This is a genomic window from Kitasatospora sp. NPDC056651, assembly GCF_042792155.1.
Classification (GTDB): Bacteria; Actinomycetota; Actinomycetes; order Streptomycetales; family Streptomycetaceae; genus Kitasatospora.
In genome coordinates, this window is the sequence record NZ_JBHTWX010000034.1 from 51407 (window position 1) to 74351 (window position 22945).

Consider the following 22945-nt stretch of genomic DNA (forward strand, 5'->3'; position numbering starts at 1 on the left):
CCGGGACCCCCCGGTACCGGTTCGTGTACCCCCCCGCCCCCCCCCACCTGTTGGCGCGGGGGCCCGGGCCCCCCCGGCCCCATGCACCGCACCCCTCCCGAGGCCTCTGCCCGCCGGCGGTCGGGCACCGCCGGTGAACACCGCCTCCCTTCAATGCGCCGTCCTCGCCGGTGGACGCCCTGAACGTTTCCCCGCCATCCGTCAGCTCCGTGCGTTCGTCCCACGGGACCGCTCGGGTCACTGCCGGTTCCTGCTCTTGTGTTGTGAGGGAGTGCGCATGCGCGCGAGTGCCCGCCGGGTGGCGGCGGTTCTCCTGCCGATCATGCCGTTGATCGGCAGTGCCGGTGACGCGAGTGCCAGGACCGGGCCGGACAAGCCCCCGGTCACGGTGACGGAATCCGTGGCGGCGGTACCGGGCGAGTACATCGTCACGGTGAACCCCGCGTTCTCACCGGAAGCGGTGCTGCGCGAGCTCGGCGTCCGTCCCCTGTTCACCTACGGCACGGCACTGCGCGGCTTCGCCGCCCGGCTCACCCCGCTCCAGTTGCAGGCGGCGCGTGGCCTGCCCGCGGTCGAGGCGATCGAGGAGAACGCCCGGGTCGGCATCGATGCTCCTGCCCCACGGCCTTCGACGGCGCAGGCGGCCGGGACGGGCTCCGCGCGGAACGGGCAGGCGCGCGGTACCGGCGACACGGCCGCGCCCGGGGTGACCGTCGAGGCGGCGAGCTGGGGCCTGGACCGGATCGACCAGCGCAACCTTCCGCTCGACGGCCTCTTCACGGTCAACGGGACCGGCGAGGGCGTCACGGCGTACATCGTCGACACCGGCATCGAAACCGGGAACGAGGAGTTCGACGGGCGGGCCACCGTGGGGTTCGACGCCGTGGACGACGGCCACAACGGCCAGGACTGCCACTCCCACGGCACTCACGTGGCCGGCACCGTCGGCGGCAGGACGTACGGAGTGGCCCGCTCCGTGTCCCTGGTCGCCGTCCGGGTGCTCGACTGCCAGGGAGAGGGTTCCACCGCGGCCTCCCTCGCGGGCCTGGACTGGGTCGCCGCCCACGCCCGGCAGCCGGCGGTGCTGAACGCCTCCCTCGGCGGCCCCGCCTCCGAGGCGCTCGACGCGGCCGTGAACACGGTGGCCGACCGGGGCGTGCTGCCCGTCATCTCGGCCGGGAACGACGCCCAGGACGCCTGCGAGGCCTCTCCCGCCCGCGCGCGGAAAGCCCTCACCGTCGGCGCGACGAACAAGCAGGACCGGCAGGCCAGCTTCAGCAACCACGGCCCCTGCCTGTCGCTGTACGCGCCCGGCGTCGCCATCGTCTCCGCCAAGCTCGGCGGCGGATCCAGCACGCTCAACGGCACGTCCATGGCCGCGCCCCACGTCACCGGAGCCGCCGCCCTCATCGAACAGCTGGATCCTCAGGCCGCATCCCAGGACGTCCGTGCCAGGCTCGTCGCCGACTCCACGAAGGACGTTCTCACCCGCCTCGGCCCCGGATCACCCAACCGCCTCCTCTACATGGGCGGCCTGTGACCGGACTCGGCGCCCAGCGGCGGGTCCGCAGGTGGTGTGACCGGCCACACTGCGTGACTGACCCGGAGGTCACTCGATCGGTGGCTCCCGAACCCATCGAGAACGGCGCCCACGCCAGGCTCTCGTTCGACTTCCGTGGTCCACGAACGCCGGGTGACGATCAGGTGGCGCTGTCGGCGTCGGGAGGTTGCCCGAATGGCTGCGGAGGTGAGACCTGGCGGCGTACCGCGGTGAAGCAGACGACGTGGGTGAGATCGTGCCGTACGACCTGGGCGCAGTGCCGGCGGAGAGCCCGCTGGATGCGGTCGAGTCCGTCCTCGTCGAGGGCCATCGAGCGTTCCGGGCGCGAGGGGGAGGTGCGGCTGTGCCAGGCGATCGCGACCGTTCCGCCGGGGCGGGTGACGCGGCACAGTTCGGCGACGCCCGGTGCGAGGGAAGGCCAGATGGCGACGTTGTTGACCGAGACCGTGTGATCGAACGAGGCGTCGCCGTACGGTACCGAGTCGGCTGTACCGGCGCGGATGTCGGCGCGGCCCTGGAGGATCGCTCCCGCAACGGCTTTCGAGGCCTGCGAACGCATCACGTCCGAGGGGTCGACCCCGGCCACGAACGCGGCCTCGGTCGACTCCAGGAGCAGGCGGATGAGGACACCCGGGCCGTGCCCCACCTCCAGCACGCGGTCGCCGGGCTCGACCGGGAGCAGGCCGAGGACCTCGTGCTGGGAAGCGTTGCCGCCTCTGGCCATGACCCAGCCCCCGAAGCGGCCGAGGACACCCCGGGGAAGACCGGCGAAGCGGTTGACCGGGCGGTGCGACGTCCACGGCTCCATGGCTCGACCCTAGTGCAGCGCACCCGCCGGGGGTTCGAGTACATCCGCCACGGCACCGTCTCGATCATCGCCGCCCTGAACGTCCACACCGGCCAAGTCCTCACCGAGCGCATCGATCGCGACAACGCCGACACCTTGACGCCGAGCCCTACCGCCGGACCCACGACGGCAGTCCACTTGAACGCCCGGACGTCCCGCGCCCGGAGCCCTCCACACAGTGTCGGCCGGTTCTGACGGACGGTAACCTTGGGCGCCCGAAGAACGGGCACAGGGGACCCGAGGGGGGCGAGGTGGCGGACGACGGGCGTGTTCCGGTCCTGGTCGGGCGGCAGCGGGAGACGGAGTTGCTGACCGCGGCGCTGGTCCAGGCGGTGGACGGCGCGAGCGGTTCGACGGTGGTGCTCCGCGGCGAGGAGGGGGCCGGCAAGAGCGCTCTGCTGGCCTGGGCGGAGCGTGCGGCGCGCGAGCGGGGGTTCACCGTCCTGCGGGCGCGCGGTGCGGAGGCGGAGACGGATCTCGCGTTCGGCGCCCTCCACCAGGTCTTCCGGCTGCCGCTCCAGCGCTCCGGCGCCCTCTCCGCGCACCAGCGGGACGCCCTGGAGAGCGCGTTCGGCGTCCGGGCCGGCACCCCGAGCGGGTTCGCCGTGGGAGCCGCCGCGCTGGCGCTGCTGGAGGAGGCGACGCGGACCGCCCCGGTGCTGCTCCTCCTGGACGACCTGCACTGGATCGACTCCTCCAGCGCGACCGTCTTCGCCTTCCTGCACCGGCGCTGCGCCGACCTGCCGGTGGCGATCGTCGCCGCCACCCGATCGACCGGACCGTCCGTCCGGTCCTGGTCGGCCGAGATCCTCGACGTGCGGGCCCTGCCCCGGACGGACGCGGCTCTGCTGCTGGACGCCCGCTACCCCGGTCTCGCCGCACCCGCCCGGGACCGGCTCCTGACCGAGGCGGCCGGCAACCCGCTGGCACTGGTGGAGTTGCCGCGCCAGCTCGCCGCCGCACAGCAGAGCGGGGCCGAGCCGCTGCCCGAACAGCTGCCACTGGGAAGGAAGTTGGAGCGGATGTTCGCCGACCGGCTGGGCGCGGTGACGCCCGAGGTCGGCCGCCTCCTCCTGCTGGGGGCCCTGGCCACCGGTACGGAGGCCGTCGGCGGAACGTGGCTGAGCGCCGTCGCGGACGAGAACGCGCGGGAGATCCTGGAACGGATCGAGACGGACGGCCTGGCCCGCCTCGACCCGGCCGGACAGCTGGTGTTCCGGCACCCCCTGGTCCGTACCGCCGTGGTCTCCACCGCCTCCGACAGCCAACGCCGTGAGGCCCACCGGGCCCTGTCCGCCGTCCTCGCGCCGGACGACCCCCGCAAGCTGGTCCACGAGGCCTCGGCCGCGCTGCTGCCCGACGAGGACCTCGCGCGGCGGCTCCAGGAGGCGGGGCGCGACCTCGCCCGCCGAGGGGGCGACGCGGAGGGAGCGCTCCTGCTCGAACGCGCCGCCGCTCTCAGCCCCGGGTCCTGCGACCGGACCCGCCGGCTCACCTGGGCCGCGGTGATGTCGGCGCGCGGCGGACAGCTGCGCCGCGCCGCCGGCCTCGTGGAGGAGCTGAAGTCCAGCACGGTGCCACCGGACATCGCCCCGCTCTTCGCGTACGCGGTGGTCTACGCCGACCAGAGCCACCACGTCGACTTCGAGTCCTCCGCCGTGCTGCTGCCCGCGGCCCTCGACGCGCTGACCGCCCCGGGCGCCGAGACCTTCGGCGGGCTGGTCGAGCAGGTCTACTTCAAGCTGCTGCTGGCCGCCAGCTACACCGACGACCCCTGGGCGTGGCGCGCTCTGGAGCGGCACCGGGACCACGTCTCGGACGTGGGCCGACTCTGCCTGCGGGCCTGGACCGACCCCGGACCGCGGGCCGCCGAGGCGCTGCGGACGGTGGCCGGGACCATGACCGAGGAACAGGGGGCCGGCGCGGCCTGGCTCCTGCTGTGGACCGCCTCGGCGCTCGACTGCCCCGAGGACGGCCTGTGGCGGCGCTTCACCGGGCTGCACGGCTACGCCACCCACGGTTCGGTGGCGAAGGCCAAGTGTCACCAGGACTTCCTGCTCGGGCACTGGGACCAGGCGGCCGACTGCCTGCGCGAGGCCGAGATCGCCGACGAACTCGGCTACCACACCAACGCCCTGCTGTTCCGCCAGTACCACGCCCACTTCCTGGCCGGCCGGGGTGACGAGGCCGGACTGCGGGAGATCGACCAGGCCGTCCGTCCGGCCGCCACCCGCGCCCGCATGCGCTACGTCCTCGACCGCCTGACCCACCTGCGCGGCCTGGCCGCGCTCGCCCACCAGCGCTACGAGGAGGCCTACGCGCACTTCTGTGAACTCACCCCGCCCGGGCACCTGCCCAGCGGCCCGCCCTGGCACCACGCGCTGGTCCTGGACCTGGTGACGGCCGCCGTGCACACCGGCCGCCTCGACGAGGCCCGGGCGCACCTGGACGCGGCACGGTCCGCGCGGACCGCGGAGATCTCCGGCCGCCACGCCTTCCTGCTCGCGGCCGCCGACGCCGTGGCCGCCGCTGCCCTGGCGGCCGCAGCCCTGGCGGCCGACGACGAAGCCGACGCCGCCCACCGGGCCGCCTACGCCGTCCCGGGCGCCGAGCGGTGGGCGTTCGACCTCGCCCGGCTGCGCCTCGCCCACGGCGGCTGGCTGCGCCGCCGCCACCGGCCCGGGGCCCGGGAGGCGTTGCGCGCGGCCCACCACGTGTTCCGCCGCCTCCAGGCGGACCCCTGGGCCCGGCAGTGCGAGGCGGAGCTACGGGCCGCGGGCGACTTCGTGGCGCTGTCGTCGGGCGGGTCCGCCGCGGAGCCCGCCGGCCTCACCGGGCACGAACTGCGCATAGCCCGGCTGGCCGCGACCGGTCTGACCAACAAGGAGATCGGCCGGCAGCTCCAGCTGTCGCCCCGCACCGTCGCGGCCCATCTCTACAGGATCTTCCCCAAGCTCGGGATCACCTCGCGGGCCGCGCTCGCCCACGCCCTCGACAGCGGCTGACCTGCCGGACCGGCCCTCGGCCCGCCCCGCCGGACACAGCAGTCAGATGACCTAACGGCCGGTCGTCCGCGCGCTCCAGGCTGGAACCGCGGGACTACGGCGGAAGGACGGTCAGATGGGCGTGCGGGTGACGACCGAGGCGGTGGCGGACGAGGAGAAGGCGGCGTACTGGAGCGGGGCGGTGTCGCGCACGCTGACGCCGGTGGAGGTCCTCCCGCTCACCGGGCGGCCGTTCGACGGGCTCGTGGAGTCGCACCGGCTCGGGTACGTGAGGATCTCCACCCTGGAGGCGGACGCCGCCCGCCTGTCCTGTACGGCCGAGCTGATCGCGCGGGCCCCGGGCGCCGAGCCGCAGGTCGTGGTGGGGGTGCAGGTGTCGGGCCGGGCCGTGCTGGAACAGGACGGGCGCCGGGCGGAGGCGCGACCGGGAGGACTGGTGCTGTACGACACGGCACGGCCCTACGCCGTCGACTACCCGGAGCGCTTCCGCACCCACCTGTTCCAGCTGCCGCGCCGGCTGCTGGGCGTGCCGGAGCGCGACCTGCGGCACGCGGCCGGAGTGGCCGTCAGCGCGCTGGACGGCTGCGGGTCGGTGCTCGCGCCCTTCCTCGGCGTGCTGGCCGCGTCCGCGCAGTCGTTCCCCGCGGCGGTCGGCCACCACCTGGCCGGCAGCGTCGCCGACCTGGTGAGCGCGCTGGTCGCGCAACTGGCCGACGGGCGGGCGGCGGACGAGCCGGACGACCCGAACGGGCACCTGGTCCGGCGGGTGCGGGAGTACATCGACGACCGGCTGGGCGACCCGGAACTGTCTCCCGAGCGGATCGCGCGGGCCCACCACATCTCGGTGCGGTACCTGCACCGGATCTTCGAGCACGAGGGGGTGACGGTGAGCCGACTGATCCAGCGGCGCCGCCTGGAGTCCTGCGCCCGCGAGCTCGGCCGTCACGGCGGCACCGCCCCGACGGTGTCGGCCGTCGCCCTGCGGTGGGGCTTCGTCAACCCGGCGCACTTCAGCCGGAGCTTCCGCGCCGCCTACGGCGTCTCGCCGCGCGAGTGGCGGGCGCTCGAACCGGCGGAGGCCGGCTGACGCGCCGTCCGCCCGCTGTTCGACGGGCGTCCGACGGGCGTCCGACCGGCGTCCGTTTCTGGCCCGGGTGAAGGGGTCTCCCCGCGCGAGTCGCGGGCCTGCGCCCGGACGGGCCTCACCCCGGGGAGCGCACCGCGGGGTGAGGAGCCGGTCCGGGCGTGGCCCCTCGGCGGTCAGCGCTCGGTGTGGAGCTCCGCGACGTAGCCGCCGGGGAAGTGCACCATCGCGCTGCCGCGGCCGCCCGCGGTGACCGGCCCCCACAGCACCGACGCGCCGGCGCCTTTCGCCCGCTCCAGGGCGGCGCCGAGGTCCGGCACGCCGTAGCCGGTCAGCTCCCGGCCGAACGGGTACGGCAGGTGGCCGTCCGTCACCGCGACCGTCGTGGTGCCGAAGCGCCAAGGAGGAGCCGGTGGCTCATACCGGCACCGCGCCGGAGGACCTGGAGGAGGGGAAGCTTCTCCCTTTCGCGAGCAGCGCCAATAGCGACGTGGCTTTCTGGCTCTGCGACACCTGGGACCCGGACCGCTGGGACGTCGTCGTCACCACCGACTACGGAACAGAGCCGGAATCCTGTCCCCCTCCGCCGGCTTGCGCGCTGCGTTGATCTCCGATGCGGTGGCCCGTTCCTGCGTTCGGGGGGCAACCGCGTGGCGTGTCCTGGGGGCACTTTGACCGTGCGTCTTACTGGGGAACGGCTGCTGGGACCGGTGGCCTCCGGACCGCCGCCCCTTACAGAGGAGAGCACAGTGGCGCAGAGCAGGGCATCCCTCGACCTCATTCCTTCGTGGAGCCGCGTTCCGAGGGTGGACGTCGTCCCGGCCCGGGATCTGTCGGCCGTGCGAGATCCGGAGGCGGTGGGGCTGCCGGTGGTCCAAGGCGCGGTGACGGTGCCGGCGTGGGTCGGGCTCGGCCCGGGAGCCGTGGCGGCCGCCGGCATGACGGGGGCGGCGGGCCAGGTGCTGCTGGTGCCCCGGGAGGAGGGGCCGGATGCCGTGCTCTACGGGACGGGGCCGGCGGGTGCGGCACGTCCCGATGTGCTGAGGGACGCCGCGGCGGCCGTGGCGCTCGCGGTGCCGGGCCGTTCGCGGCTGGCCGTCGTGGTGCCGTCCGGGGCTGGCGTGACGTCCGCGGAGGCAGCGCAGGTGCTGGTGGAGGGGCTGCTGCTGGCCCGGTACGCCTTCGATCCGCTCAAGCGGGAGCCGTCCGGCACCGTGCTGGAGGCCGTCACGGTCGTGGCGGATCCGGACGAGCGCGAGGCCGTCGAGCGGGGCGTGGAGCGTGGGGTGTGGCTGGCCCGCGCGACGCTGCTGGCCCGTGACCTGGCCAGCGCGCCGCCCAGCCTCCTGACCGCGGAGGTCATGGCCGAGGTCGCGGCGCGGCTCGGCGCGCAGTGCGGCCTTCAGGTGGAGGTGTTCGGCCGGCGGGAGCTGGAGGAGCTGGGCTGCGGCGGCCTGCTGGGCGTGAACCGGGGCGGCGTGGACGAAGCCCGCATGATCAAGCTCGGCTACCTGCCCGCTGGCGCCGGTGACGGCGTGCCCCGGCTGGCTCTGGTGGGCAAGGGCATCACGTACGACTCCGGGGGCATCAGCCTCAAGCCCGCCGACGCCGTGCACGCGACGATGAAGAACGACATGTCCGGTGCCGGCGCGATCCTGGCGGCGATGTGCGTCCTGGCCGGGCTCGGCTGCCGGACGGCCGTGACGGGCTACCTGATGTGCACGGACAACATGCCCTCGGGCTCGGCGCTCAAGCTCGGCGACGTGCTGTGGATGCGCGGCGGCACGAGCGTGGAGGTGGTCAACGCCGACGCGGAGGGCCGCCTGGTCATGGCGGACGCCCTGGTCCTGGCCGGTGAGGAGCCGGGGGACGCGATCGTGGACATCGCCACCCTGACCGGCGCGTGTCTGCGCGCGCTTGGCGCCGAGACCGCGGGCGTCTTCGGCAACGCCCAGCCGCTGGTCGACCAGGTCCTGGACGCCGCCGCCCGCACCGGCGAGCCGGCCTGGCAGCTGCCGCTGTCCCGGCGCTACCGGTCGGAGATGGACTCGGAGGTGGCCGACCTGAAGAACATGGGCGGCCCCAACGGCGGGGCAATCCATGCCGCGCTGTTCTTGGAGGAGTTCATCGCCGGCCGCCCCTGGGCGCACATCGACATCGCCGGCCCGGCCCAGAACGACAAGCCGAACGGCTGGCGCACCAAGGGCTGCACCGGGTTCGGCGCTCGCCTGCTCGCAGAACTCGCGCTGGCCTTCACCCCTCCGTCGACGGCCACACGGACCGATTCCACCCGCTCGATCAGTGAGGAGGCCGGCCGGTGAGCGCCCTCGCCCACGCACAGGCCGACGGCCCGCAGGACAAGAGCGCCACCGCCTCCGGGAACGGAAAGTCCGGCGGCGGGTCGGGGCGGATCCTGGACGCCATCGAGAAGATCGGGAACAAGGTCCCGCACCCGGCCATCATCTTCCTGCTGCTGTGCGTCCTGGTGATCGTGCTCTCGGCGATCCTGTCCGCGTTCGACGTCCACGTCACCGGCGAGACGGTCAAGTCCGTGCCCTACCCGGCCACGCAGGTCCATGAGGGTGGCACCGAGTACGCGGGCACCCACCTGCCGGCGGAGTCGGCATACACCCACCACTACGAGACCGTCATCGAGACGACGAAGGTCGAGAGCCTGCTGTCCGGCGACGGCGTCCGGTTCCTGTTCACCTCCGCGGCGCGCAACTTCAACGACTTCGGCGTCGTCGCGGTCATCCTCGTCATCATGGTCGGCGTCGGGCTCGCGGAGGAGGCCGGACTGATCGCGGCCCTGATCCGACGCCTGGTCAGGATCTCACCACCGGGGACCCTCACCGCGATCATCGTCTTCGCCGGCATCCTGTCCAGCATCGCCTCCGACGCCGGCTACCTCGTCCTCATCCCGCTGGGAGCGGTCGCCTTCATCAGCGCCGGACGCCACCCGCTCGCCGGGATCGCCGCGGCCTTCGGCGGGGTCAGCGCGGCCTTCAGCGTCAACCTGCTCATCGCCCCGATCGACGGTATCATGACCGAGATCACCAACCAGGCGATCAAGCTCGTCAACCCCGGCCAGTCCCTCAACCTGACCGCGAACTACTACTTCGCGATCGGCTCCACGCTGTTCCTCACCGCCGTCATCACCTTCGTCACCGAACGCATCATCGAACCCCGCCTGGGCCCCTGGCAGCCGCGGGACACCGACGCCGTCGCGGACAGCGAGGAGCCCTCGGTCGACACGGCGGCCGAGGCCCGGGGGCTGCGCTACGCCGGCCTCGCGCTGCTCGCACTCGTGGTGGCCGTCACGTTGCTCGCGTTCATCCCCGGGGCGCTGCTGCGCAACCCGGAGACGGGGAGCCTGTTCGAGGACTCGCCGTTCATGGACGGCCTGATCGTCATCATCATGATCGCGTTCCTGGTGATGGGCCTGGCCTTCGGCGCGGGCGCGAGGACCCTGCGCGGCAGCGCCGCCGCGATGGATGCGATCACCAAGACCTTCGCCGGGCTCGGCGGCCTGATCTTCCTGCTGCTGATCATCGCCCAGTTCATCGCGTACTTCAATTACAGCAACATCGCCACCGTCGTCGCCGTGCAGCTCGCCGACCAGTTGGAGAGTGCGAGCATCGGTGCGATCTGGCTCCTGATCGCCTTCATCCTGCTGACCTATGTCATCAATCTGATCATCCCAGGAATCATCCCCAAGTGGGCGATCTTCGCGCCGATCTTCGTGCCCCTGTTCATCCGCCTCGGCGTCGCGCCACAGACCGTGCTGGCCGCCTACCGGGTCGGCGACTCCCCGACGAACGTCGTCACCCCGCTGATGGTCTACCTGCCGTTCATCGTCCTGCAGTGCCAGAGGTACCGGAAGCAGGCCGGTGTCGGCACCGTCATCTCCCTGATGACCCCCTACACGGTCATCACGGCGGTGACCTGGCTGCTGTTCTTCGTCGCGTGGTACGCCATCGGCATCCCCATGGGGCCGGGCGCACCCGTCGGTCTGTGAACCGGCGCCCGCCCTTCCCGTTCACTCGACCGGAGTGTCCCGCCGACCTGCGGACGGTGTCCGTACCAGGCCCGCGGGGTCGATGAAGCGCACCGCCGTTCGGGTCCGGAGGCCGGCTGCGCAGTCGGCGAGCAGTCTGCGGGCGATCGGGCGGACGGCGGTGACATGGGAGAGGTCGACCGTGACCAGCGGGCGGGGCTGATCGCAGGTGAGGCGACGGACGCAGTGGACGATCTCCTCGGCGGCCGCGAAACCGAGGTCGCCCAGGAGCTCCAGGTGATGCCCGCCGTGCTCGGTGCGCACCACCTGGAGCGGTGAGCGCGCACGCTCGGTGTGCCGCAGGACGTGCAGGCCCAGTTCGGCGGACAGCTCCCGCAGGACGGCGTTCGCGCGGACGCTGTTGCCCTGGGGGTCCAGCGGCGGGCTGAACACGCCGACGCCGAACTGGCCGGGGCTCACGGCGCAGACTCCTCCGCCGACGCCGCTCTTGGCCGGCAGGCCCACCCTCAGCATCCATTCCCCGCTGTGGTCGTACATGCCGCAGGTGGCCATGACCGACAGTGTCGCGCTCGTCGCGTCGGCGTCCACGACGCGGCGCCCTGTCACCGGGTTGACCCCGCCATTGGCCAGCGTGGCGCCCATGAGGGCCAGATCGGCGGCGGTGACCTCGATCGCGCACTGGCGGAAGTAGACGTCGCAGGCCTGCTGCGCCGGGCGTTCCAGCACCCCCTGGGAGAGGGTGAGATAGGCCAGCGCCCGGTTGCGGTCGCCGGTGGCGGCCTCGGACCGGTAGACGTCCTCGTCGACCGTCAGCCGGCGGCCGGCGAAGCCCGACAGGGTGTCGCGGATCCGCTCGAACGCGGCCTCGGCGTCGCCGCCGATCAGCGCGGTCGTCACGATCGCCCCGGCGTTGATCAGGGGGTTCGCCGGGCGCCCGGTGCCCGCCTCCAGGCTGATCGCGTTGAACGGCTCCCCGCTCGGCTCGAACCCGACCCTCCTGGCCACCTCCGCCAGCCCGAGCTCCGACAGTGCCAGCGAGTAGACGAACGGCTTCGAAACCGACTGGATCGTGAAGGCAACGGACGCGTCACCGGCCTGATAGGCGTGGCCCTGAACGCTGACCATGGCAAGGCCGAAGGCCCGCGGGTCGGCGCGGGCGAGTTCGGGGATGTAGCGGGCGACGTCACCGGCGGTATCGGCCCGGTGGCGATCGACGAGTTCGGCGAGCACCGCCGTCACCGGCTCCATCACCGCACCACGGCAGCGGAGTGCGCCCGGCAGAGGGGATTCACCGTGCGAGGAGACGCTGCTTGGCCGCCGTGAACTCGTCGTCGGTCAGCATGCCGCTCTGCCGCAGTTCGACGAGGCGTTCGAGCTGGGACAGTGGCTGGTCGCCCGGCCCGGCGCCCGGCGCGGCCTGAGGCTCGGGTGCGGGTGGTGCCGGGTTCGCCGGTGCGGTGGCTTGCTGGTGCCGGGCGGCGACCCTGCTCGACACGGAGGTGGCGGTCCCGGCGATGACGGCGGTGCGGGCGGCGGTGCCGATGAGCCCCGGGCGTCCGCCGCGCGACAGACGACGGCCGATCATGACAGCCTCCTTCTCAGAGTCCGGCTCTCTCAGAGTCCGATCGCGGCGAGATCGGCCGCCACGACGGTGTGCGGCACGTGTTCGCGCGCGATGAGGATCCCGTCCGCGTCGCCGAGCGCCCGCAGCAGCGGCGCGGCCCAGCGGTGCTCCCAGACGATGATCGCCGCCGAGCATCCCGCCGGGATCTCCTCACAGATGCCGGCCAGGTCCTCGTCGCTCAGCAGGCCCATGATCTCGCCGTCCAGCTCGGCGAACACGGCGGCTTCGTCGCTGTCCAAGGCATCGAGTTCGAGTACCCGAGCCGTTCCTCGCTCGTCCCTCTTGATGAAGGTGAGGTCGAGGATGCGGATGATCCCCTCGGAGGTCAGGCGCTTGAGCTCCGGCAGGATCGCCCCTCGGAACCGGTTGCCCGGGAAGGCCATGACGGCGTACTCGACCGGCCCGACGTCCATGGCGCCACGCCCCTTCCGCATCACGTCCCGCGCGTACCTTCATCCTCCGCCGGCCCCGGCGCCGCCGCGACCGGGGCCGGGTACCGTCCGACGTCGACGTGAGGGACCACCGGTAGCACCCGGCGGCCGGTCGGCTGTGCCGCTGCCGCTGCCGCTGCCGCTGCCGCTGCCGCCGTCGCGGGGCGAAACCCGCCTCGTACCGATCCGTGACACCGCCCCGTGTCGACGGGGCGCAGGTCCGGTCGGACGCTAGCGTCGGCGGCATGAGAATCCTGGTCACCGGTGGTGCCGGCTTCATCGGCGCGTCCGTGGTGCGTGCCCTGGTCGCGGCCGGGCATCAGGTGCGTGTCCTGGACGCCCTGCTGCCCGCGGTCCATCCGACCGGGAGGGCACCCGCGCTGCCCGCGGGTGTCGACTTCCGGCGCGGGGACGTCCGGGATGCGGCGACCGTCGAGGAGGCGCTCGCCGGGGTGGACGCGGTCTGTCACCAGGCGGCGATGGTCGGCCTGGGACTGGACCTCCAGGACGCACCGCAGTACGTCGACTGCAACGACCTCGGCACCGCGGTGCTCCTGGCCGCGATGGCGCGGACCGGCGTCCGACTGCTGGTCCTGGCCGGATCCATGGTGGTCTACGGGGAAGGGCGCTACCACTGTGCGAAGCACAGCGAGGTGGCACCGGGGCCGAGGCGGCCCGCCGATCTGGACGCCGGGCGGTTCGAGCCGCCCTGCCCGGTCTGCGGCGCTCCCCTGCGGCCGGGCCTGGTCGCGGAGAGCGCACCCGCCGACCCGCGCAGCGTCTACGCGGTGACCAAACTCGCCCAGGAGCACCTCTCCGCCGCCTGGGCACGTTCCTGCGACGGCACCCTACTGACGCTGCGTTACCACAACGTGTACGGCCCCGGGATGCCGCGCGACACCCCGTACGCGGGGGTGGCGTCGCTCTTCCGGTCGGCCCTCGCCCGCGGCGAGGCGCCCCGGGTCTTCGAGGACGGCCGCCAGCGCCGGGACTTCGTCCACGTCGAGGACGTCGCCGCCGCCAATCTCGCGGCGCTGGCGGCCGTGGGCGACCGGCCGCCGGGCAGCGTTCGGGCGTACAACGTGGGCAGCGGCGAAGTGCGCACCGTCGGTGAGATGGCAGCCGCGCTGGCCGCGGCCTACGGCGGCCCGGCGCCGACGGTGACCGGCGAGTACCGGCTCGGCGACGTGCGGCACGTCACCGCCGACTCGAACCGGCTGCGCGCCGAGCTGGACTGGCTGCCGCGTGTCCCGTTCGACCGGGGCATGGCGGAGTTCGCCTCCGCACCGCTGCGGGTCTGAGGTCAGTTCCGGGCGGACGGCAGGACGATCTCGAAGCAGCAGCCGCCCGCCACGTTGTGGACGCGGGCACGCCCGGCGTGGGCCTCGACGATGCCGCGGACGATGGCGAGGCCCAGGTCGATCCTGGGACCGGCGCGGGCCCCCGATGGTGCCCCGGTGGGCCGTCGGCGCGACGTTCGGCTTCCGTAAGGCTGCGGCACCACCGTCCCGGGGCGGCGCGCCCTTAGCGTGGCCGACGTGACCTCCGCTACCCCTCGTTCGTCCGGTGTCGATGTCGTCCTGCCCTGCCTCGACGAGGCCGAGGCCCTGCCCTGGGTGCTCGGGCGCATCCCGCCCAGCTGGCGGGTGATCGTCGTGGACAACGGTTCGCGGGACGGCTCGGCCGAACTCGCCCGATCGCTCGGAGCGACCGTGGTCGAGGAGTTCCGGCGCGGATTCGGCGCCGCCTGTCATGCCGGGCTCCTCGCCGCCAGCGCCGAGCTGGTCTGCTTCCTGGACTGCGACGGATCGCTCGACCCCGCCCAACTGCCCCGGGTCACCGCTCCGGTGACCGACGGTACGGCGGACCTCGTCCTCGGCCGCCGTCGGCCGGTGAGTGTGAGCGCCTGGCCCGTGCACGCCCGGCTCGCCAACGCCGTGCTGGCCCGTCGGCTGCGGGCGCGTACCGGCGCCCCGCTGCACGACCTGGGACCGATGCGGGCCGCCCGACGGGAACGCCTGCTGGCGCTGGGCCTGGGCGACCGCCGCTCCGGATACCCGCTGGAGATGGTGCTCGCTGCCTCGGCCGCCGGCATGCGGATCATCGAGACGTCCGTCGACTACCTGCCGCGCGCGGGCCGCTCAAAGGTCACCGGCACGGTGCGCGGCACCCGGCAGGCGATCCGGGACATGCGGGCTGTGCTGGCCGCCCCGCCGCCCACCCTGCTGGTCATCGCCAAGTCGCCCGTGCCGGGCCGGGTGAAGACCCGACTCACCCCGGCCTGCACGCCCCAGCAGGCGGCGGCACTGGCCGAGGCCGCGCTCTCCGACACGCTGCACACCCTGGCCACCGTGCCGGCCGGGCGGCGCCTGCTGGTCCTGGACGGCGAACCGGGCCGCTGGCTGCCGCCGGGGTGGCAGGTGCTTCCGCAGAGCGGCGGCGGGCTGGACGCGCGTCTGGCGGCGGCCTTCGGCCACGCGGCCCGGTTGGCCCCGGACGCGCCCGCACTGCTGGTCGGCATGGACACTCCGCAGCTGAGCGCGGCCACCCTGGCCGAGCCGCTCTCGCCGGTGGGCCGGGCCGGGGCGGACGCCTGGTACGGGCCCGCGTCCGACGGCGGCTTCTGGGCTCTCGGCCTGGCCCGGCCGACCGAGGAGCTCGCCCGCCGGCTCCTCCTGGGGGTGCCGATGTCGACCCCGGACACGGGGCAGATGCTCCTCGACCGGCTCGGGACGGCCCGCCTGGCGGTGCACACTCTGCCGGAAGCCACCGATGTGGACACCATCGAGGACGCCCGGCTGGTCGCCTCCCAGGCGCCGCGGAGCCGGTTCGCCGCCCGCCTGCGCTCGTTCCGGGCGGCCCCCGAGGTGGCGGGTTGACCGGCACCTCGACGGCATGGATCGACGACCCGTTCGCCGACGCCGTCCGCACCGGACGCGGTCCGCTGTGGCTGCGCGGCGACGACGGGCGCCGGATCCCGCTCGACATCGAGCGCTGGTGCGCACCGGCCGCCGGCGGCGACCACAGCCTCCTGATGCGCTGCTTCCACCTGTCCGCGCCGGTCGTGGACCTCGGCTGCGGGCCCGGCCGACTGGTCGCCGCGCTCCTCGCCGTGGGCGTCCCGGCGCTCGGCGTCGATGTCACACCGGCGGCCGTCGCCCGCACCCTGGGCCTCGGTGGCGCGGCCCTGTGCCGATCGGTGTTCGACAGGCTTCCCGCCGAGGGCCGCTGGGGCGCGGCCCTGCTGGCGGACGGCAACCTCGGCATCGGCGGGAACCCGGAGGCCCTGCTGCGGCGTGCGTCCGAACTGATCGCGCCGGACGGGCTGCTGCTGGTGGAGGTCGAGCCGCGCGAGGTCGACGAGCGCGTCACCGTCCGGGTCGAGGGCCCGGCCGGGCGCCTCGGGCCGCCCTTCGCCTGGGCGCGCCTCGGTGCCAAGGCCGCCGTACGACGGGCCTGCGGCGCCGGGCTCGTCGAGGCGGAACGGTGGACCTCCCACGGCCGGCGCTTCCTCGCCCTGCGCCGGTGCGCCGCGCCCGCCCACTGAGAGCGCCCGCCGCGCCGGCGGCGCCGGGTCCCCGGCGCCGCTCCGTCGGACGTCCGTCAGTTCCCGGCCAGCGCCACTGCGGCGGCCCGCACCGCGCGGCGCCGGCGCAGCAGCGGGACCAGGAGGACGACGCACACGGCCGTCCCGTAGGCGAGCTGCTGCGCCACCGGGCCCTGCGCCAGGTAGAGCGCCTGCCCGGCGGCCGGGACGGCCAGCCACTCCCAGCGGCCGTCGAGCGCCACCAGCGCGACCACCAGGAGCCCGTACCAGGGGTAGGAGGGCGCGACCAGCAGCAGCGCCGTGCCCGTCACCAGGAGCGCGCCGGCCCACGGCCGACACCGGTCGCCCCGGCGGAGGACCCGGACCAGCACGGCCGCCAGGACGAACGCCGCCGCCCACGGCGCGAGGCGGTCCGACAGCACCAGCCTCAGCAGCCCGAACCGGTCGATGTGCCCCTGTTCGTAGCCCTCCTCCTTCAGGTAGCCCGGCAGGTAGCCCAGGACGGAGGTGCCCGAGGCCATGACGTACGGGAGGTAGGACAGGGCGAAGGCGCCGAGCACGGATCCGACCAGCAGGACGTCCTTCCGGGAAGGTCGCCGGACCGACAGGCCCGCCAGCGCGCCGGGGAGGACGAGGGCCGGCAGCAGCTTGGTCGCGACCGCGCCGCCCAGGAGCAACCCCCCTCGCACGGCCCTCCCGCGCGCCGCGCAGCCGAGCCCGGCGACCGTCAGCAGGGCTCCGAGCGTGTCCACGTGCGCGTCGTTGACCGCCCACACGGCCACGCCGGGGAACCACCCCCACAACGCGGCCCGCCACTGCTCCCGCCCCGCCCTCAGCAGCAGGGCGGTCGTCGCCACCGCCAGCACTGCACCGCCGACCTGCACCCCGCGGACCCCGCCGCCGAACGGGTGCACCACGACGAACCAGACCTGTGCCACCGGCGGATAGATGGTGTGCACGGCCGGCCGGTTGATCCGGGTACAGTCCCCGGCCGTGGTGCGCCGCTCGTCCCAGCCCGTGCAGCCGTCACCCACCGGGAAGAGCCCCGGGTCACGCAACCGGGCCAGCCCCGGATCGTCCGGGGTGTGGGCGTAGGGCGAGATCCCGGCCGCCTGGACCCGACCGTCCCAGACGTAGCGGTAGGCGTCGTCGCTGGTGCGCGGCGGGGCCAGCAGCCCGACGACGGCGACGGCCACACCGCCGGCCAGGACCAGCGGCGCGACCAGCCGACCGGGCACCCTGCGCAGCAGCACCACCGCGACCGCGAAGAGGGCCGCGTCGAGGAGGTACCAGACAGGGAGCGGCACGGAGCCGTCGCCGGTGACGGTCAACGCCAGAGCGGTGACCAGGGCCGCGAGCGCGAGAGCACAGGACGGAACGGTACGGTCGATCACCCTGCCCAACCTCCCGCTGATGAAGCCTCGCGGCCCCGGCGGCGAGGCCGCCGTTCGGATTCCGTATGCACGTCGAAGCGACGGAGCGACGGAGCGACGCAGGGACGCAGGGACGTTGCCCGCTCCTCCGTCGTTCCCCCGCCGCTCGTTCGCCGAGGCGGGCCGTCAGACGCCGGGCACCCCCGGAAGGCCGGTCGTGAGACCGTCCAGGGCGTGCGGGCAGGGGCACTCGCGCACCAGCGGCAGCCGTTCCACCGCCTTGAACAGCACGGTGCGCAGCCGCTCGACGTTGCGGGCGAACTCCTTCAGCACCTCGCCGTGGGTGACGCCCTCACCGCTCTCCACCCCGGCATCGAGATCCGTGACCAGGGCCAGCGAGGTGTGGCAGAGCCCGAGTTCACGGGCGAGGACGGCCTCCGGATGTCCCGTCATGCCGACCACCGACCAGCCGTTGGCGGTGAACCAGCGGGACTCGGCGCGGGTGGAGAATCGCGGGCCCTCGATCACCACCAGCGTGCCGCCGTCGACCGGCTCCCAGGCCCCCTCCCGGGCGGCCTCCAGTGCCGCCTTCCGCCCTGCCGGGCAGTACGGGTCGGCCATCGACACGTGCACCACCTCCGGCACCGTGCCGTCCGGCAGCGGCAGGCCGTCGTAGAAGGTCTGGGGGCGCCCCGAGGTCCGGTCCGCGAACTGGTCGGGCACCAGCAGCGTGCCCGGCCCGTACTCCGGGCGCAGCCCGCCCACCGCGCACGGCGCGACCACCTGCCGCACACCCAGCGTGTGCAGCGCCCACAGGTTCGCGCGGTAGTTGATCCGGTGCGGGGGAAGCCGGTGGCCGCGCCCGTGCCGGGGCAGGAACGCGACCCGGCGGCCGGCCACCTCTCCCACGAACACGGCGTCGCTCGGTTCGCCGTACGGGGTGTCCACCCGTACCTCGGTCACGTCGTCCAGCAGCTCGTAGAGCCCGGAGCCGCCGATGACGCCCACCTCGGCGCTCGGCAGGACGTCCTGGTCGACCGTCATCCCGGTTCACCTCTCTTCTCGGGAACAACCTCCCGGCCAACTGTAGGAACGGACCGTGCCGGAACCGGGACACCATGCCTGACGAATCACGAACGTCCCCCCGCTGCGGAGGGCGCCGGGGCCGACGAGCGGCCCGGCCCGCCGGCTCCGGTCCTGGTGTCTAATCGGGTTCTGCCGCCGCGGACTCGCCGTGAGGTCTGTTCGGCCGCCGCCGGGCCGTCGCGGCGAGCAGGCAGAGCGCCGAGACGGCGAAGAACGCCGCGGTCAGCAGCAGCCAGCGCCCGAGGAAGACCTCCGGGTCCAGGCCGGTGGCGGAGTGGTAGCCGGGGACGCGACGCAGGATGAGCGGGTACCAGACGACCAGCAGCAGCAACGAGAGGAAGGCGGGGACGCGGACGTAGTTGACCGCCGGCATCCGGTGCGTACCGCCCGCAGGGGCCCGGCGGACACCCGTCAGGGCCTGGGCGGCCCGGTCGGTGAGCGTGTAGAGCGGCAGCAGGACCAGGTCGTGGAGCAGTGCGGCCCCGACGAACCAGATCGCGACTCCGAGCGGATCGCCCTTGAGGAGGCGGATCCCGGCGTACAGGGCGAGGGCGAAGGAGCACACGAGGAGGAGCAGGTGCAGGGGGGACGCGCCGTAGCGCTCGTGGAAGCCGCCGCGGCGCTTCATCCGGTGGCTCCGAAGGTGAGGCGGGTGACCCATTTGGTGTTGTGGACACCGGGGTTGGCGGGAACGATGATCCGGGCCGGGTAGCCGTGGTCGGGCGAGAGGTCGGCTCCGTTGACGCGCAGGGCCAGCAGGGAGCGGGCGTCGCGGACCTGGTTGTCGCGCAGGACGGTGGAGGCGAAGGACCCGCCGCGTTCGACGGATTCCACGAAGACGTCCGGTGGGTTGTCGGTCAGGCCGACGAGCGCGGCCAGGTCGGTCAACCGGACGCCGGTCCAGTCCTGGTCGGGGGTGGACCATCCCTCGACGCAGGCGATGGGCAGGGCCGCGGTGCTCTGCGGCAGGCGCCTCAGCTGGTCCAGGGTGAGGACGGCTTCGCGGCCGGGGCCGCGGACGGTCAGCCGCCAGTCGGGGCCGATGTCGGCGGGGCGGATGCCCACGGAGGCGGCGGTCTTGTTGATCTGGAAACCGTTCGGGCCGTTGCCGGGCTCCTGGCCGTGCGGGGCGAGCAGCGCGGTCCTGCGCCACCATCCGCCGACGCTCTGACCGACCGTCACCGCGAACAGCACGAGGGAGCCCGCACCGACCACCGTGAGGGCCCCTCGCCGGGAGACGGTCGCGGGGGCGGGGCGCGGGGAGACCAGACCGGTACCGTCGAGCGGCTCGGGCAGCGTGCCGGCGGCGCCGGTGCGCAGTTCGGTGCGCAGGCGCCGGCTGCGCAGCGCCCGGACCATGACCGGGACGCGGAACACCACGTGGACGACGAAGGCGCCGATGAAGACCCAGGCACCGTAGTAGTGCAAGGTGTAGAAGGAGCCGGGGAAGATGTAGTGCAACTGGATGTTGAGGATGCCGGTGGCGAACTCGAACAGTGCGCCACCGACCAGGAGCAGCAGCGACAGGCGCTCGATCGCCTGGGCCGGCGAGCGGATCGGGGGCCAGGAGAAGAGCTTGGGGATGACCGACCAGAGCTTGGCCAGCAGCACCGGGACCAGCACGATGCCGAGGGTCACGTGGATCCCCTGGTTCAGTCGGTAGAGCCAGCTGGGGCTGGTCGGCCAGGAGAAGAGGTAGAAGCCGAGCCAGCCCTTGTCCGGGGTCTGGTCGTTGACTGCGGCGAGGTCGGGGTTGTAGGCGGCGTAGGACAGCAGTCCGGTCGCGAACACCACCGTGATCCCGGGCAGCAGCACCAGGCCGAACACCGAGGTGAGCCAGGGGCCACGCAAGGGGCTGCGCCAGAACTCCGGGCGTGCGGGCCCGGGCGGGGGGCCTGCGGCGAGCAGGGCACGCAGGTGGGATCCCCTGGCCTTGGGGGTCGTGCGCGTCAGCGCGCGGGGGGCCGGTCGTCGTCCCTCCGCGGTGTGGTCGCGTGGCGGCCCAGGGGGCTGGTCGGGCTGCTGGGGCGTTGGCGGGGGTCCGGCGGCCGGCTCGCCCGCGGAGGGCTGCGGTGCCGGGACCGGCCCGGGCTCCCGCTCGGGGCCGGGTTGGGGGCGCTGGGGCCTGTCAGCATCGTCGTCGTGGGCGTTCAGGGTGGCACTCCTTCACGGGGGCGTGCGGAGGCGGGTCGGCCGCGCTGGCACGACCGTATGCCGCAGATCACCCATCGCGCGGCAACCGAATTATTACGGATTGTTCAGGTCGTCGTTGGTGCTCGGGAGACCGTCGCCCCACGGGCACGGAAGCGGGCTGTCCAGCCACACGGACGGGTCATGCGGGGGCGGTCCCCGGCGGAGCCCCGGTATTTGGCGGACCCGGAGGGTTTGCCGATCGGTTCGGCCGGTCGCGGGTCGCCCGGGTGCCGTCGGCGGCGAGGGCCGCGAGGGTGTCAGCCGCTCGCGGGCCGGGGGAGCCCGTCGAGCCAGTCGAAGAGGTCCGCGCCCAGCTGCTCCGCCGCGTCCGCGACGTCGCCTTGAAGGGAGCCGGGCGTGCGCCGGTACAGGGACGAGCGGTCCCGGCCGTGCCGGCGCATGAACAGGCCCGCTCCGGTGCCGTCCTCGCCGACCAGGGCCCAGTGCGGCGCGCGCGTCGGCACCTGCCAGACGTCGTTGCGGGCCCGGAAGGTGTGCGGCCCGAGCAGCGTGCCGCCGTCCGGCAGCCGGAGCCCGGGGGTGGCGCGCCAGAGCCGGGCGACGGCCGGGTTCGGCCCCTCCCGCAGCCCGGCGGCCTGCGCCGTCCACACCGTGAGGAACCCGGCGAAGGAGTCGGCGACCGGCTGCTCCTCGCCGGTGACGCGGCTGAGCACGACGACGGGCCACTCCCCGTCGGCGGCCCGGTCGAGGGCGAACCCGTGGCACTCGTGGTCGTCGTCCTCGTGGAACCAGAGCCGGTCCCCGCCGGACCAGCCCTCGAGGAGTCCGGGCTCACCGAGGCCGGGCACCGGCTCCACCGTGGCGATCGGGCGCCCGCGCAGCGAGCCCTCGCCGTACGCGGCCAGCCACCAGCGGTACGAGCGGGGCAGCGGCCCGGTGACGGACTCCGCCGCGCGGATCAGGGCCTCCGGGCGGCCACGGCCCGGCCAGGTGGCGATCCCCGGAGTCGTGGCGATCAGGTCACGCAGAAGTTCCGTGTCGGCCCGCATGCCGGGCAGTCTCACACGGGGGAGTGACAGGACCCGGGCCGGGCGGCCTTCGGGCACCGCCCGTGCGGCGGTCGGGGCCGGCCGTCCGCACCCTGGCCGGCGACACCGCGCTACGGGCCGCCGTCCGGACGCCGGGCGTGGATGCCGCCGTTGCGCTGGGAGAAGTCATGGCCGGCTTCGCCGGGGATCAGGGGGTCCAGGGTCGGGGCGTCCATCGTGGTCCGGTGGACGGTGCCGGACCCGACGTGGCGCAGAGCGGCCGGAGCCCGGTGTTCCGGGTCGACGGTGATGGTGGTCCGCAGGTCCGGCGGGCAGCCGAGTCGGGGGTCAGAGTTTGTACATGGCGTGGTACGGCTGGACGATGCGTTCCTGGCGCGATCCGAAGTCGACGAGCGCGGCGGCGTCGCCGGTCTCCTCGACGCTGACGACCCGGCCGAGGCCGTACCTGTCGTGGGTGACGCGGTCGCCGGGGGCGAAATGCTTGCGCGGCGCCTCAGGCCGCGCTTGGAAGGGGCTGGTGGGCAGAGGGCGGCGGACTGCTGCATGTTTCGTCATTTCCGGCCAGTATGCGCCGGAAATCGCGGCAGCGGAACCATTCGGAGCGTCGAATCCGTGTGGTTTACGGCGTGGTCCGGGTGCCCCATGGCGTGCGGCGTCGTTCGTGGCCGGGCCCGCCGGGAGGGTCGTGTGGTGGACAGCGCGCGACCGGCGCCTCGAGTGGTCTGGTGCGCTGGGGGTTGGAGGGGCCGGCGGCGGGGCGTGGCGACCCTGCGGGCGGCTCCTTCGAAACCCGGGCCGAAATGTTCACCCGTTGTGGGCCCGGGCCTGCTACAGTCGTTATCAGTTGCAGTAGTGGTTCCCATGAACTTTGTGTGCGCCTGCTGATGTTTCGCAGGCGCATTTTTGTTTCCCGGCTCTTTCCCCGGGTGGGTGCTCATCGCGGCGACTCGAAGTCCGCACTCCGCGGGTTTCGGACAGCCCATGAAGGAGATTTTGATGGCTAATGGCACCGTGAAGTGGTTCAACTCGGAGAAGGGCTTCGGCTTCATCGAGCAGGAGGGTGGCGGCCCGGACGTCTTCGCCCACTACTCGAACATCAACGCCAACGGCTTCCGTGAGCTGCTCGAGGGCCAGAAGGTCGAGTTCGACGTCACGCAGGGCCAGAA

Annotated in this window: 20 protein-coding genes and 2 pseudogenes; 10 read left to right on the plus strand and 12 right to left on the minus strand. The window is 73.7% G+C overall.

Annotation, left to right across the window (positions count from 1 at the left end; genetic code table 11):
- Nucleotides 1-277: 277 nt before the first annotated feature.
- Nucleotides 278-1540, plus strand: a complete 1263-nt coding sequence (locus ACFRAR_RS15970; RefSeq protein WP_380698661.1) for a S8 family serine peptidase — start codon at nucleotides 278-280, stop codon at nucleotides 1538-1540.
- Between the two features lie 160 nt (nucleotides 1541-1700).
- Here ACFRAR_RS15970 and ACFRAR_RS15975 read toward each other — a convergent pair whose 3' ends face one another.
- Nucleotides 1701-2369, minus strand: coding sequence for a class I SAM-dependent methyltransferase (locus ACFRAR_RS15975; protein ID WP_380698662.1), 669 nt, complete (start codon nucleotides 2367-2369; stop codon nucleotides 1701-1703).
- Between the two features lie 290 nt (nucleotides 2370-2659).
- Between ACFRAR_RS15975 and ACFRAR_RS15980 the strand changes: the two genes are divergently transcribed.
- Together ACFRAR_RS15980 and ACFRAR_RS15985 are read left to right on the plus strand one after the other, a co-directional pair.
- Nucleotides 2660-5413: a BREX system ATP-binding domain-containing protein gene (locus ACFRAR_RS15980; protein WP_380698663.1), complete on the plus strand. Its 2754-nt coding sequence runs from the start codon at nucleotides 2660-2662 to the stop codon at nucleotides 5411-5413.
- A 115-nt stretch (nucleotides 5414-5528) separates the two neighbouring features.
- Nucleotides 5529-6500 carry a helix-turn-helix domain-containing protein gene (locus ACFRAR_RS15985; RefSeq protein ID WP_380698664.1) on the plus strand — a complete coding sequence of 324 codons (972 nt, stop codon included), beginning with the start codon at nucleotides 5529-5531 and terminating at the stop codon, nucleotides 6498-6500.
- Between the two features lie 173 nt (nucleotides 6501-6673).
- Here the strand turns inward: ACFRAR_RS15985 and ACFRAR_RS15990 are convergent, their stop codons facing one another.
- A complete protein-coding gene (locus ACFRAR_RS15990) occupies nucleotides 6674-6871 on the minus strand; it encodes a VOC family protein (protein ID WP_380698665.1) in 198 nt (65 codons plus the stop codon).
- A gap of 465 nt (nucleotides 6872-7336) precedes the next feature.
- Here ACFRAR_RS15990 and ACFRAR_RS15995 point away from each other — a divergent pair, with 465 nt between their 5' ends.
- Nucleotides 7337-8818 carry a leucyl aminopeptidase family protein gene (locus tag ACFRAR_RS15995; RefSeq protein WP_380698666.1) on the plus strand — a complete coding sequence of 494 codons (1482 nt, stop codon included), beginning with the start codon at nucleotides 7337-7339 and terminating at the stop codon, nucleotides 8816-8818.
- Nucleotides 8815-10515, plus strand: a complete 1701-nt coding sequence (locus tag ACFRAR_RS16000) for an AbgT family transporter (protein ID WP_380698667.1) — start codon at nucleotides 8815-8817, stop codon at nucleotides 10513-10515. The genes ACFRAR_RS15995 and ACFRAR_RS16000 overlap by 4 nt, the downstream gene beginning before the upstream one ends.
- 21 nt (nucleotides 10516-10536) lie before the next feature.
- Here ACFRAR_RS16000 and glsA read toward each other — a convergent pair whose 3' ends face one another.
- From glsA to ACFRAR_RS16015, 3 genes are read right to left on the minus strand one after another with little or no spacing between them, the layout of a single operon-like run.
- On the minus strand, nucleotides 10537-11763 hold the full coding sequence (glsA, locus tag ACFRAR_RS16005; protein WP_380698668.1) for a glutaminase A: 1227 nt from the start codon (nucleotides 11761-11763) through the stop codon (nucleotides 10537-10539).
- A 40-nt stretch (nucleotides 11764-11803) separates the two neighbouring features.
- Nucleotides 11804-12100, minus strand: a complete 297-nt coding sequence (locus ACFRAR_RS16010) for an SHOCT domain-containing protein (protein ID WP_380698669.1) — start codon at nucleotides 12098-12100, stop codon at nucleotides 11804-11806.
- Between the two features lie 29 nt (nucleotides 12101-12129).
- Nucleotides 12130-12552, minus strand: coding sequence for a DUF6325 family protein (locus ACFRAR_RS16015; protein WP_380698670.1), 423 nt, complete (start codon nucleotides 12550-12552; stop codon nucleotides 12130-12132).
- Between the two features lie 263 nt (nucleotides 12553-12815).
- Between ACFRAR_RS16015 and ACFRAR_RS16020 the strand changes: the two genes are divergently transcribed.
- The gene (locus ACFRAR_RS16020; RefSeq protein WP_380698671.1) at nucleotides 12816-13871 is read left to right on the plus strand and encodes an NAD-dependent epimerase/dehydratase family protein; all 1056 of its coding nucleotides are present in this window, start codon (nucleotides 12816-12818) and stop codon (nucleotides 13869-13871) included.
- A gap of 2 nt (nucleotides 13872-13873) precedes the next feature.
- Here ACFRAR_RS16020 and ACFRAR_RS16025 read toward each other — a convergent pair.
- A pseudogene (locus ACFRAR_RS16025) lies at nucleotides 13874-14017 on the minus strand (two-component sensor histidine kinase); the annotation flags it as partial.
- Nucleotides 14018-14099: 82 nt separating this feature from the next.
- On the opposite strand from ACFRAR_RS16025, the pseudogene ACFRAR_RS16030 reads away from it, so the two are divergent.
- From ACFRAR_RS16030 to ACFRAR_RS16040, 3 genes and pseudogenes are all read left to right on the plus strand, one after another.
- A pseudogene (locus tag ACFRAR_RS16030) lies at nucleotides 14100-14792 on the plus strand (glycosyltransferase family 2 protein); the annotation flags it as partial.
- Between the two features lie 198 nt (nucleotides 14793-14990).
- On the plus strand, nucleotides 14991-15449 hold the full coding sequence (locus ACFRAR_RS16035) for a DUF2064 domain-containing protein (protein ID WP_380698679.1): 459 nt from the start codon (nucleotides 14991-14993) through the stop codon (nucleotides 15447-15449).
- Nucleotides 15446-16117, plus strand: coding sequence for a methyltransferase domain-containing protein (locus tag ACFRAR_RS16040; RefSeq protein WP_380698672.1), 672 nt, complete (start codon nucleotides 15446-15448; stop codon nucleotides 16115-16117). Before ACFRAR_RS16035 ends, ACFRAR_RS16040 begins: the two co-directional genes overlap by 4 nt.
- A 56-nt stretch (nucleotides 16118-16173) precedes the next feature.
- Here ACFRAR_RS16040 and ACFRAR_RS16045 read toward each other — a convergent pair whose 3' ends face one another.
- From ACFRAR_RS16045 to ACFRAR_RS16070, 6 genes are all read right to left on the minus strand, one after another.
- The gene (locus tag ACFRAR_RS16045) at nucleotides 16174-17511 is read right to left on the minus strand and encodes a glycosyltransferase 87 family protein (RefSeq protein WP_380698673.1); all 1338 of its coding nucleotides are present in this window, start codon (nucleotides 17509-17511) and stop codon (nucleotides 16174-16176) included.
- 165 nt (nucleotides 17512-17676) lie between these two features.
- Nucleotides 17677-18534, minus strand: a complete 858-nt coding sequence (locus ACFRAR_RS16050; protein WP_380698674.1) for an S-methyl-5'-thioadenosine phosphorylase — start codon at nucleotides 18532-18534, stop codon at nucleotides 17677-17679.
- A gap of 160 nt (nucleotides 18535-18694) precedes the next feature.
- On the minus strand, nucleotides 18695-19204 hold the full coding sequence (locus tag ACFRAR_RS16055; RefSeq protein WP_380698675.1) for a hypothetical protein: 510 nt from the start codon (nucleotides 19202-19204) through the stop codon (nucleotides 18695-18697).
- Nucleotides 19201-20484 carry a molybdopterin-dependent oxidoreductase gene (locus ACFRAR_RS16060; protein ID WP_380698680.1) on the minus strand — a complete coding sequence of 428 codons (1284 nt, stop codon included), beginning with the start codon at nucleotides 20482-20484 and terminating at the stop codon, nucleotides 19201-19203. Before ACFRAR_RS16060 ends, ACFRAR_RS16055 begins: the two co-directional genes overlap by 4 nt.
- A gap of 542 nt (nucleotides 20485-21026) precedes the next feature.
- Nucleotides 21027-21779, minus strand: a complete 753-nt coding sequence (locus ACFRAR_RS16065) for an SMI1/KNR4 family protein (protein WP_380698676.1) — start codon at nucleotides 21777-21779, stop codon at nucleotides 21027-21029.
- Nucleotides 21780-22106: 327 nt separating this feature from the next.
- Nucleotides 22107-22334, minus strand: coding sequence for a hypothetical protein (locus ACFRAR_RS16070; RefSeq protein WP_380698677.1), 228 nt, complete (start codon nucleotides 22332-22334; stop codon nucleotides 22107-22109).
- A 441-nt stretch (nucleotides 22335-22775) separates the two neighbouring features.
- Between ACFRAR_RS16070 and ACFRAR_RS16075 the strand changes: the two genes are divergently transcribed.
- Nucleotides 22776-22945, plus strand: a 170-nt coding sequence (locus ACFRAR_RS16075) for a cold-shock protein (RefSeq protein ID WP_380698681.1), incomplete at its 3' end; no start/stop codon positions are given.

Excerpts from the sequence above, each read along its gene's own strand:
- ACFRAR_RS16070 (WP_380698677.1), bottom strand. The coding sequence starts at position 22,334 with ATGACGAAACATGCAGCAGTCCGCCGCCCTCTGCCCACCAGCCCCTTC.
- ACFRAR_RS16065 (WP_380698676.1), bottom strand. The coding sequence starts at position 21,779 with ATGCGGGCCGACACGGAACTTCTGCGTGACCTGATCGCCACGACTCCG.
- ACFRAR_RS15985 (WP_380698664.1), top strand. The coding sequence starts at position 5,529 with ATGGGCGTGCGGGTGACGACCGAGGCGGTGGCGGACGAGGAGAAGGCG.
- ACFRAR_RS16055 (WP_380698675.1), bottom strand. The coding sequence starts at position 19,204 with ATGAAGCGCCGCGGCGGCTTCCACGAGCGCTACGGCGCGTCCCCCCTG.
- ACFRAR_RS16020 (WP_380698671.1), top strand. The coding sequence starts at position 12,816 with ATGAGAATCCTGGTCACCGGTGGTGCCGGCTTCATCGGCGCGTCCGTG.
- ACFRAR_RS15975 (WP_380698662.1), bottom strand. The coding sequence starts at position 2,369 with ATGGAGCCGTGGACGTCGCACCGCCCGGTCAACCGCTTCGCCGGTCTT.
- ACFRAR_RS16015 (WP_380698670.1), bottom strand. The coding sequence starts at position 12,552 with ATGGACGTCGGGCCGGTCGAGTACGCCGTCATGGCCTTCCCGGGCAAC.
- ACFRAR_RS16050 (WP_380698674.1), bottom strand. The coding sequence starts at position 18,534 with ATGACGGTCGACCAGGACGTCCTGCCGAGCGCCGAGGTGGGCGTCATC.
- ACFRAR_RS16010 (WP_380698669.1), bottom strand. The coding sequence starts at position 12,100 with ATGATCGGCCGTCGTCTGTCGCGCGGCGGACGCCCGGGGCTCATCGGC.
- glsA (WP_380698668.1), bottom strand. The coding sequence starts at position 11,763 with ATGGAGCCGGTGACGGCGGTGCTCGCCGAACTCGTCGATCGCCACCGG.
- ACFRAR_RS15970 (WP_380698661.1), top strand. The coding sequence starts at position 278 with ATGCGCGCGAGTGCCCGCCGGGTGGCGGCGGTTCTCCTGCCGATCATG.